Annotated in this window: 8 protein-coding genes and 1 pseudogene; 6 read left to right on the top strand and 3 right to left on the bottom strand. The window is 63.9% G+C overall.

What is annotated here, in order from left to right; all coding sequences use genetic code 11:
• The 4 genes and pseudogenes from C5F46_RS03075 to C5F46_RS03060 form a co-directional block, all read left to right on the top strand.
• Window positions 1-526, top strand: a pseudogene (locus C5F46_RS03075) (TadE/TadG family type IV pilus assembly protein); the annotation flags it as partial.
• Window positions 523-1,062 (top strand): TadE/TadG family type IV pilus assembly protein, encoded by a 540-nt coding sequence (locus tag C5F46_RS03070; RefSeq protein ID WP_107323879.1) that lies wholly within the window; start codon window positions 523-525, stop codon window positions 1,060-1,062. The pseudogene C5F46_RS03075 and the gene C5F46_RS03070, both read left to right, overlap by 4 nt.
• Window positions 1,059-1,631, top strand: a complete 573-nt coding sequence (locus tag C5F46_RS03065; protein WP_107323878.1) for a TadE/TadG family type IV pilus assembly protein — start codon at window positions 1,059-1,061, stop codon at window positions 1,629-1,631. The genes C5F46_RS03070 and C5F46_RS03065 overlap by 4 nt, the downstream gene beginning before the upstream one ends.
• Window positions 1,632-1,840: 209 nt before the next feature.
• On the top strand, window positions 1,841-2,374 hold the full coding sequence (locus tag C5F46_RS03060) for an isochorismatase family protein (RefSeq protein ID WP_107323877.1): 534 nt from the start codon (window positions 1,841-1,843) through the stop codon (window positions 2,372-2,374).
• Window positions 2,375-2,404: 30 nt separating this feature from the next.
• Here C5F46_RS03060 and argF read toward each other — a convergent pair whose 3' ends face one another.
• Together argF and C5F46_RS03050 are read right to left on the bottom strand one after the other, a co-directional pair.
• Entirely contained in the window at window positions 2,405-3,331 is a 927-nt protein-coding gene (gene argF / locus C5F46_RS03055; protein ID WP_107323876.1) for an ornithine carbamoyltransferase, read from the bottom strand.
• 56 nt (window positions 3,332-3,387) lie between these two features.
• Window positions 3,388-4,566, bottom strand: a complete 1,179-nt coding sequence (locus C5F46_RS03050; protein WP_107323875.1) for an aspartate aminotransferase family protein — start codon at window positions 4,564-4,566, stop codon at window positions 3,388-3,390.
• A gap of 336 nt (window positions 4,567-4,902) precedes the next feature.
• On the opposite strand from C5F46_RS03050, the gene C5F46_RS03045 reads away from it, so the two are divergent.
• Together C5F46_RS03045 and C5F46_RS03040 are read left to right on the top strand one after the other, a co-directional pair.
• Window positions 4,903-5,520: a GcrA family cell cycle regulator gene (locus tag C5F46_RS03045; protein WP_107323874.1), complete on the top strand. Its 618-nt coding sequence runs from the start codon at window positions 4,903-4,905 to the stop codon at window positions 5,518-5,520.
• 192 nt (window positions 5,521-5,712) lie between these two features.
• Window positions 5,713-6,651, top strand: coding sequence for a porin (locus C5F46_RS03040; protein ID WP_107323873.1), 939 nt, complete (start codon window positions 5,713-5,715; stop codon window positions 6,649-6,651).
• 49 nt (window positions 6,652-6,700) lie between these two features.
• Here the strand turns inward: C5F46_RS03040 and C5F46_RS03035 are convergent, their stop codons facing one another.
• Window positions 6,701-7,573 carry a MurR/RpiR family transcriptional regulator gene (locus C5F46_RS03035; RefSeq protein ID WP_168796811.1) on the bottom strand — a complete coding sequence of 291 codons (873 nt, stop codon included), beginning with the start codon at window positions 7,571-7,573 and terminating at the stop codon, window positions 6,701-6,703.
• Window positions 7,574-7,652: the final 79 nt, after the last annotated feature.

Below are 7,652 nucleotides of genomic sequence, written 5' to 3'. Positions count from 1 at the left end.
CTATATCGAGAGTCTGCGGATGCACGACGGCACGGGCACGCATTACGGGATGAAATACGGGCTGGCCCTGCTGGACCCGGCCTCGCAACCGGCCTTTGCGCACCTGAACAGCAAAGGTGAGATCCCCGCAGCCTTCAAGGATCGCCCCGCGGCTTGGGATGACGTGCATACCGCCAAATATGTCGTGCTGATGACCGATGGTATCATTACCGAACAGGTGCGCCCGACCGATCCGGACGCCGTGATCAATGGCACGAAAGAGCTTCAGAATCAGGCCAGCAGCAAACGCAAGAACATCACGACCGCGGACCAGAACGTAAGCAGCTTTGACGCGTCTTGCGCTGCGGCCAAGGCAAATGGTGTGGTGGTGTTCACCATCGCCTACGAGGCCGACTCGACCGCCGCGGGGCAGATGACCAAATGCGCCAGCGGATCGGGTTATTTCTTTGAAGCCTCGCGCGACAACATCGACGAAGCGTTTTCGGCCATCGCTGGCAAGATCAACCAACTCAGGCTGACCCAATGACACACCCGGCGCCCTTTTCTCTCCGCCGCTTTGCCACGGGCGAGGCAGGGGCGGTCACGGTCGAGTTCGTGATCCTGTTCCCGCTGCTGATCATGCTTCTGATGATGGCGTTCGAACTGGGCATGGTGAACATGCGTCACATGATGCTGAGCCGCGCCACCGATCTGGCCGTGCGCGATGTGCGCATCGGTGTCGGCGCCGTGCCGGATTTTGAAACGTTCCGTTCCGAGATCTGCGAAAAGGCGATGATCATTCCCAACTGCAAGAATGTCATCCGCATCGAGATGAACTCGCTCAAGCGCGATAAATGGACCACTGTCAACGGGGCGGCGCGCTGCGTGAACAAGATCGAAGAGATCAAGCCGGAAACGGAATTCGTCCACGGCGAGGAAAACGAACTGATGCTGATCCGGGTTTGCGCGTTGTTCGATCCGGTGTTTCCGACCTCGGGGCTGGGCCGCAGGTTGCCCACGGATGCCGAAGGACGGTATGGCGTGGTCGTGACCAGCGGCTTTGTCAACGAGCCTGACGCATGATGCCCCGCATTTCGCCCAGACTGTCCGGCTTTTTCCGCAACGAGCGCGGCAGCCTGACCATCGAATTTGTCATCATTGTGCCGATCCTGATCTGGGCAATTGCCGGATTGTTCGTGTTTGTTTCGGCGTTCCAGCTCAAGGTGACCGCCACCAAGGCGACCTATACGGTGTCTGACCTGATCTCGCGGCAGACAACGGCTGTCGACCAGGACTTCATGGACGGGCTTCAGGCGGTGTTTGCCTATCTGGCGGGCCCCAATACCAATGGGCGGCTGCGCGTATCGCTGCTGCGCTGCACCGAAAATTGCAACAAGACCGAACGCAAACTGGCGCTTGACTGGTCAAAGGGCGTGGGCGGCGCCAGCCCGATCACCGACGCTACGCTGAATACCGAAACCTACAAGAAGATCATCCCCACCGCAGCCTTGGGCGAACGGCTGATCATGCTGGAGACGCGGGTCGATTTTCACCCCCCGGTCAAGGTCGGTTTGCCCGATCAGGCCTTTGACACGATCATGGTCTCACGCCCGCGCTTTGCCCCGCAGATCTGTTGGATAAGCTGTAGCTGAGGCCCCTTGCGGGGACCGGCCTGTCGGGCGTGACGGTATCGCACCGAAAATTCCGTCTGGCTCTGTCAGCGGGGCCTGCCCCGGCCTCTGGTCGCAAAGGTCTTGCGCATTGGCTGTCTGCACGCGCACATTGACTGCGCAGCACCCGCCCGGCTGCCCGCCCCAGACCCTAGACCCTAGACCCTAGACCCTAGCCCGAAGGAGCATGGATGCTGACCCTTGACGCCGCCCGATCCGGCCTTTTGGTCATCGATCTTCAGGCGCGCCTAATGCCCGCGATCGCGCAGGGGGCAACTGTCGCGCTCAACGCCCGCAGGCTGCTGACCGCGGCCCGGCGGCTGGATGTGCCGGTGCTGTTCACCGAACAAAATCCTCGTGGTCTGGGCGCCACGCTGCCCGAACTGGCACCAGCCGCCGCCGAGACAGCGCATAAAATGACCTTTGATGCCTTGCGTGCCCCCGGCATCGCCAACCGGCTGGACCCCAGCCGGGCCATGGTGGTGGCGGGCTGCGAGGCGCATGTCTGCGTGCTGCAAACCGTTCTGGGCCTGCGCGCGCGCAACCGGCCCGTCTATGTGGTGGCCGATGCCGTAGGCTCGCGCAGCCCGGAAAACCACCGCGCCGCGCTGGAGCGGATGGCCAGGCACGGCGCCGAGGTGGTCACGACCGAGATGGTGCTGTTCGAATGGCTGGGCAGCGCCGACCACCCCGCCTTCCGCGAGATCGTGGCGCTGATCAAATAACGCGCCGTTTGCCGCGCAGGCAGGCCCGGGTCACACCCCGAGACACCAACGCATTACCGCCTTTTGCGCATGCAGCCGGTTTTCGGCCTCGTCAAACACCACCGAATGCGGCCCGTCCATCACCGCGCTGGTCACCTCGTCATTACGATGTGCGGGCAGGCAATGCATGAACAGCGCATCGGGCTTGGCCTGCGCCATCAGCGTCTCGGTCACCTGATAGCCGCGCAACTGGTTGTGGCGGCGTTCCTTGGCGCTTTCGGGGTCGTGCATCGACACCCAGGTGTCGGTCACTACCAGATCGGCGCCTTGCACGGCCTTGACCGGGTCACGCTCGATCACCGCCTGCACCCCCTTGCCGCGCGCGAAATCCAGCCAGATATGCTCGGGGTCCAGCGGCTCGGGGCCGGTGAAGGTGAAATCAAAACCGAACTGCCCCGCCGCATGCAGGAAGCTGGCGCAGACGTTGTTGCCATCGCCCGACCAGACCACCTTGCGCCCCGCGATCGGGCCGCGGTGTTCTTCGTAGGTCATCACATCAGCCATGATCTGGCACGGGTGGGTGCGGTTCGTCAGCCCGTTGATCACCGGCACGGTGGCATGTTCGGCCATCTCGTGCAGGGTCGCCTCTTCAAAGGTGCGGATCATGATCAAATCGACATAGCGGCTGAGAACCCGCGCGGTATCTGCGATGGTTTCGCCGTGACCCAACTGCATTTCCTTGCCCGACAGGACCATGGTCTGCCCGCCCATCTGCCGCACGCCCACATCGAACGAGACGCGGGTGCGGGTCGAGGGCTTTTCAAAGATCAGCGCCACCATCCGGCCCGCCAGCGGCTGGTCGTCATCGGGGGTGCCCTTGGGGCGGCCGTTACGGGCCGTTTTCATCGCATGGGCCTGGTCGATCATGGCGCGCAGGTCGTGGGGCGAGGTCTGGTGAATATCAAGAAAATGCTTCATGGGTCCGGTCTTTGCAGGGGCGGGGCCAAGCCGCCCGGATCAGGGATAGGGGGGGGTCAGCCCCGGCCTTCCAGCCGGGTTGCCGCGCGATCAAGCCGGGCGGTGGCCTCGATGATCTCATCCTCCGAGATGGTCAGCGCGGGCAAAAGGCGCAGCACGTTGTCGGCGGCGGGCACCGTCAGCAGATGTTCGGCATAGCCCGCCTGCACCATTTCGGCCGGCGCCACGCGGCATTTCAGGCCCAGCATCAGCCCCTGCCCGCGCACGTCTTCAAAGATCGCGGGATGCACCGCCACCAGCCCCTCCAGATGCTGGCGCATCAGCGCGGCCTTTCGGTTGACCGCGGCCAGAAAGGCGGGGTCGGACACGATCTCCATCACAGTTGCGCCCACCGCGCAGGCCAGCGAGTTGCCGCCATAGGTAGAGCCATGCGTGCCCGCAACCATGCCCGAGGCGGCGCGTTCATTGGCCAGAACCGCACCCAGCGGAAAGCCCCCGCCGATGCCCTTGGCCACCATCAGGATGTCGGGGGCCACGCCCGCCCATTCATGCGCAAACAGCCGCCCCGTGCGCCCCATGCCACATTGCACCTCGTCCAGGATCAGCAGCGCGCCGGTTTCGTCGCACAACTGGCGCAGGCCGCGCAGGCATTGGTCGGGCAGCACCCGGATGCCGCCCTCGCCCTGCACCGGCTCGATCATCACGGCGGCCACGCGGTCGGTCAGCGCGGCGCGCAGCGCGTCATGATCGCCCCATTTCAACTGGGTAAAGCCCGGCATCAGCGGGCCAAAGCCCTTGACCATCTTTTCCGATCCGGCCGCGGCAATCGCCCCGGTTGATCGGCCATGGAAGGCGCCCTCGAACGTCAGGATCTCCACCCGTTCGGGCTGGCCCTGCTCATACCAGAACTTGCGCGCCATCTTGATCGCCAGCTCGGCCGCCTCGGTGCCGGAATTGGTGAAAAAGACCGTATCGGCAAAGGTCGCATCCACCAGCGCCTCGGCCAGCCGTTCCTGTTCGGGGATGCGGTAAAGGTTCGACACATGCCACAGTCGGCTGGCCTGTTCGGTCAGCGCCGCGACCAGATCGGGGTGGGCATGGCCCAGCGCGTTGACCGCGATCCCGGCGCCAAGGTCCAGGTATCGGCCTCCGTCCTGCGCCACAAGCCAAGAGCCTGCGCCGGACACGAAAGACAGTGGCGCACGGTTATAGGTGGGCAGAACGGGCGGGATCATGGCGTGACTCCTGTCAGAAGGCCAAAGTGGTGAACCGGGCCGAAGAGCAAGTCAACGCTTTCGGCGCAGGCGGGCGGAGGTTTGGGCAGGGGTGTGGCGCAAAGCCACGCAAGATCGGTCGTCAGGCGCAGGTGGCGCGACGTCGGGGACGGGCAAAAAGGGCGGTCCGAGCGATCATGAGACTGCGATAGCGCAGGCGGGTGAATTTGTCCACCGCCGAACGCGGCGCGGGGCGGCTTGATTTCGGGGCGCGCTGCTTGTATCTCGGCCCGTCCCGACTAGAATGGGCCTATCAAAGAGACCGTCGCCCATCGGGCGCCAAGCGGAAAGTCTGCAATGTCCTGGACCGATGAACGCGTCGAGACGCTGAAGAAGATGTGGGCCGAGGGTCAGTCGGCCAGCCAGATCGCCAAGGAACTGGGCGGAGTCACGCGCAATGCGGTGATCGGCAAGGTGCATCGTCTGGGCCTGTCGAACCGCGTCGGCGCCGCCGACCCGGCGCCCGCCAGCGCTTCCCCAGCGCCCGAGCCGGAAGCGGCACCCGTGGACGAGGCACCCGCCCGCGCCGCGGCACCCGCGGTCGAACCTGCCGCACCTCGGGTTGAACCGCGCCCCGCGCCCGCCGCAGCCCCCCGCGTCGAACCCGCCGCAGTGCCTGCCGTAACCCCGCTGCGCAAGGCAATCATCCCCGCCGGCCAGCCGCTGCCGCCGCAGCCCTCGGCCAACGAGATCAGCCCCGAAGCCCTGGCCTCGGTGCGCGAGATCGAGAAGAAGGCGCGCAAGCTGTCGCTGATGGAACTGACCGAACGCACCTGCAAATGGCCGATCGGCGACCCGGCGACAGATCATTTCTGGTTCTGCGGCCTGCCCTCGGTGGCGGGAAAACCCTATTGCGAGGCACATGTGGGCGTGGCCTTCCAGCCGATGAGCGCGCGGCGCGACCGGCGCCGCTGACAATCACCCGCCGCTCCCCTCGGGAGAGCCGCCGAAGACACACCCTGCACGCAAGATTGCGTCGCCTTGACGCGTGTTCGAAAGATCACACACGTCGGCGTATTCGCGCCAGCACCTCATCCAAAGTTGAACTCCTCGGTTCGCCTGTTAACTTTTGTTAACATTTTCGTGTACTGAGGAGTTGATACAGCAATGAAACACACCATCAAAGTAATCGGCGCCCTGGCGTTGTCGGTCGCCCCCATCGCGGCGTTTGCGCAGGACATTTCGGGCGGGGCCACGCTGGGCTATGGCTTCTCGGACATTTCCGACATCGAACAGGATCTCGACTCGCTGACCTTCGACGGCCGCGTCACTGTGGCTGTCGGCAATGGCGTCAGCTTCGGCGCTGACCTGAGCGCGGCGCGTGTCGATATCGACGACGTTCCGGACACGATCAACGGCTCGGTCATTGGTGCCCACGCCGCCTATGGCTTCGCCAACGGCGTCTCGGTCGGCGTCTATGCCGAAGAGGCGAAAATCTCGAGTGACATTCTGTCGTCCGGCGGGATCGGGATTGATCCGTCGATCACCTCTTACGGCATGATGGCGAGCTACAAGTTCGCCAACGGCGAAGTCGGCGGCTTCTTCGGCCGCTCGGAGACCAACCCGAGCATCGACCTCATCGACGTGCGCGACTTCGGCCTGTCGGGCACATACGCCCCGATGGAAAACCTCACGCTGGCCGGTGCGTTCATCCGCACCACCGTGGAGAACCCGATTGAGGATGTCGATGCCGACTTCATCGGTCTGGCCGCGGCCTATGATCTGAACGACACTTGGACGCTGTTCGGCGGCTATGCCAACACCTCGGCCGAGTTCGCGGGCATTGATGGCGATATTGACACCTTCGGCATCGGCGCGAGCTACGATCTGACCTCGATGATGACTGTGAAATCCTATGTCTCGCTGGAACTGGCGCGCACCGATCTGTCGATCGATGGAAGCGGCGCCGATCTGGACACCGTGCGTCTGGGCCTGAGCTTCCCGTTCGGCGCAGAAGGCAGCAACGTGCCGATGAACAGCGTGGCCGACGCGATCATGAACCCGCGCCACAGCACGGTTTCGCAAACGATCCTGACCGCATTCTGACCGACTTGATCCGACACACGACTATGCCCTGGGGAACCCCAGGGCATTTTCATTTCACCCGCCGAAAAAAACGCGCGCGGGCATATAATTCTTCCAGCCGTTTCATCCGCGCTTCGGTTTCGGGCCAGGTCAGGCGCTGCACGGCGGCCAGCAGGGTTTCGACCAGAACCTGAATCGCCACCGTCGAATCCCAGGCCGAGGGCACCTCGACCTGCGCCGAGAACCTGTAGCGCGCATGTGCCGCGGCGGGCGACACCCAGGGGTCGGTGATCAGCACCACCTCGGCGCCCTGATCGGCGGCCATATCGACCAGTTGCAACACGTTGTTTTCATAGCGGCGGATGTCGAAGGCCAGCAGCACATCGCCCGGACGCATCTCCAGCAGCGCGGGGGGCCAGGCGTTCGACATGTCGGAAATCAGGTTCACACCGGGGCGGATCACCTTCATGTGGGTGACGAAATAATCCGCCATCGCATGGGTGATGCGCCCGCCGGTGGCCCAGATGCGGCGGTCAGGGTCGGCCATCAGGGCCGCCACTGCGTCGAATTCAGCATGATCAATCTGTGCCAGCGTGGCCTGAAGATTGCCCAGCACCGCATCGGCAAAGCGGTTCAGGATATGCGTGTCAGGCACCCCTTCGGCCCAGCGGTCATGCTTGACCAAGGGCGAAACCAGCCGGTCTTCGACCTCGGCGCGGATCGCGGTCTGAAACGCGGTATAGCCTGAATAGCCCAGCTTTTGCGCCAGCCGCATCACCGTGGGGCTGGACACCTCGGCGGCACGCGCCAGATGCGTGATCGACCCCAGCGCGGCCACCGGGTAGTGGCGCAGCAGGTGGCTGGCCAGTCGGCGTTCCGCAGGGGTCAGCCCGTCAAACCCGGCGCGCAGGATTTCTTCGATCGTCTTGGGATGTGCTGCCAAAATGGGCACCCTTTCCGCTGAGTCGCTTTGTATAGATTGTAACAGCATTTCGGACATTGAAATGATATTGACAGAACCG

The sequence above is a fragment of the Phaeovulum veldkampii DSM 11550 genome, assembly GCF_003034995.1.
Lineage (GTDB): Bacteria > Pseudomonadota > Alphaproteobacteria > Rhodobacterales > Rhodobacteraceae > Phaeovulum > Phaeovulum veldkampii.
Note: the sequence above shows the minus strand (reverse complement) of the source record. Positions and strands in the feature narration are given on the sequence as shown.

Bases quoted from the DNA above. Each gene is read 5' to 3' on its own strand.
- argF (WP_107323876.1), bottom strand. From the start codon at position 3,331: ATGAAGCATTTTCTTGATATTCACCAGACCTCGCCCCACGACCTGCGC.
- C5F46_RS03045 (WP_107323874.1), top strand. From the start codon at position 4,903: ATGTCCTGGACCGATGAACGCGTCGAGACGCTGAAGAAGATGTGGGCC.
- C5F46_RS03060 (WP_107323877.1), top strand. From the start codon at position 1,841: ATGCTGACCCTTGACGCCGCCCGATCCGGCCTTTTGGTCATCGATCTT.
- C5F46_RS03070 (WP_107323879.1), top strand. From the start codon at position 523: ATGACACACCCGGCGCCCTTTTCTCTCCGCCGCTTTGCCACGGGCGAG.
- C5F46_RS03050 (WP_107323875.1), bottom strand. From the start codon at position 4,566: ATGATCCCGCCCGTTCTGCCCACCTATAACCGTGCGCCACTGTCTTTC.
- C5F46_RS03065 (WP_107323878.1), top strand. From the start codon at position 1,059: ATGATGCCCCGCATTTCGCCCAGACTGTCCGGCTTTTTCCGCAACGAG.
- C5F46_RS03040 (WP_107323873.1), top strand. From the start codon at position 5,713: ATGAAACACACCATCAAAGTAATCGGCGCCCTGGCGTTGTCGGTCGCC.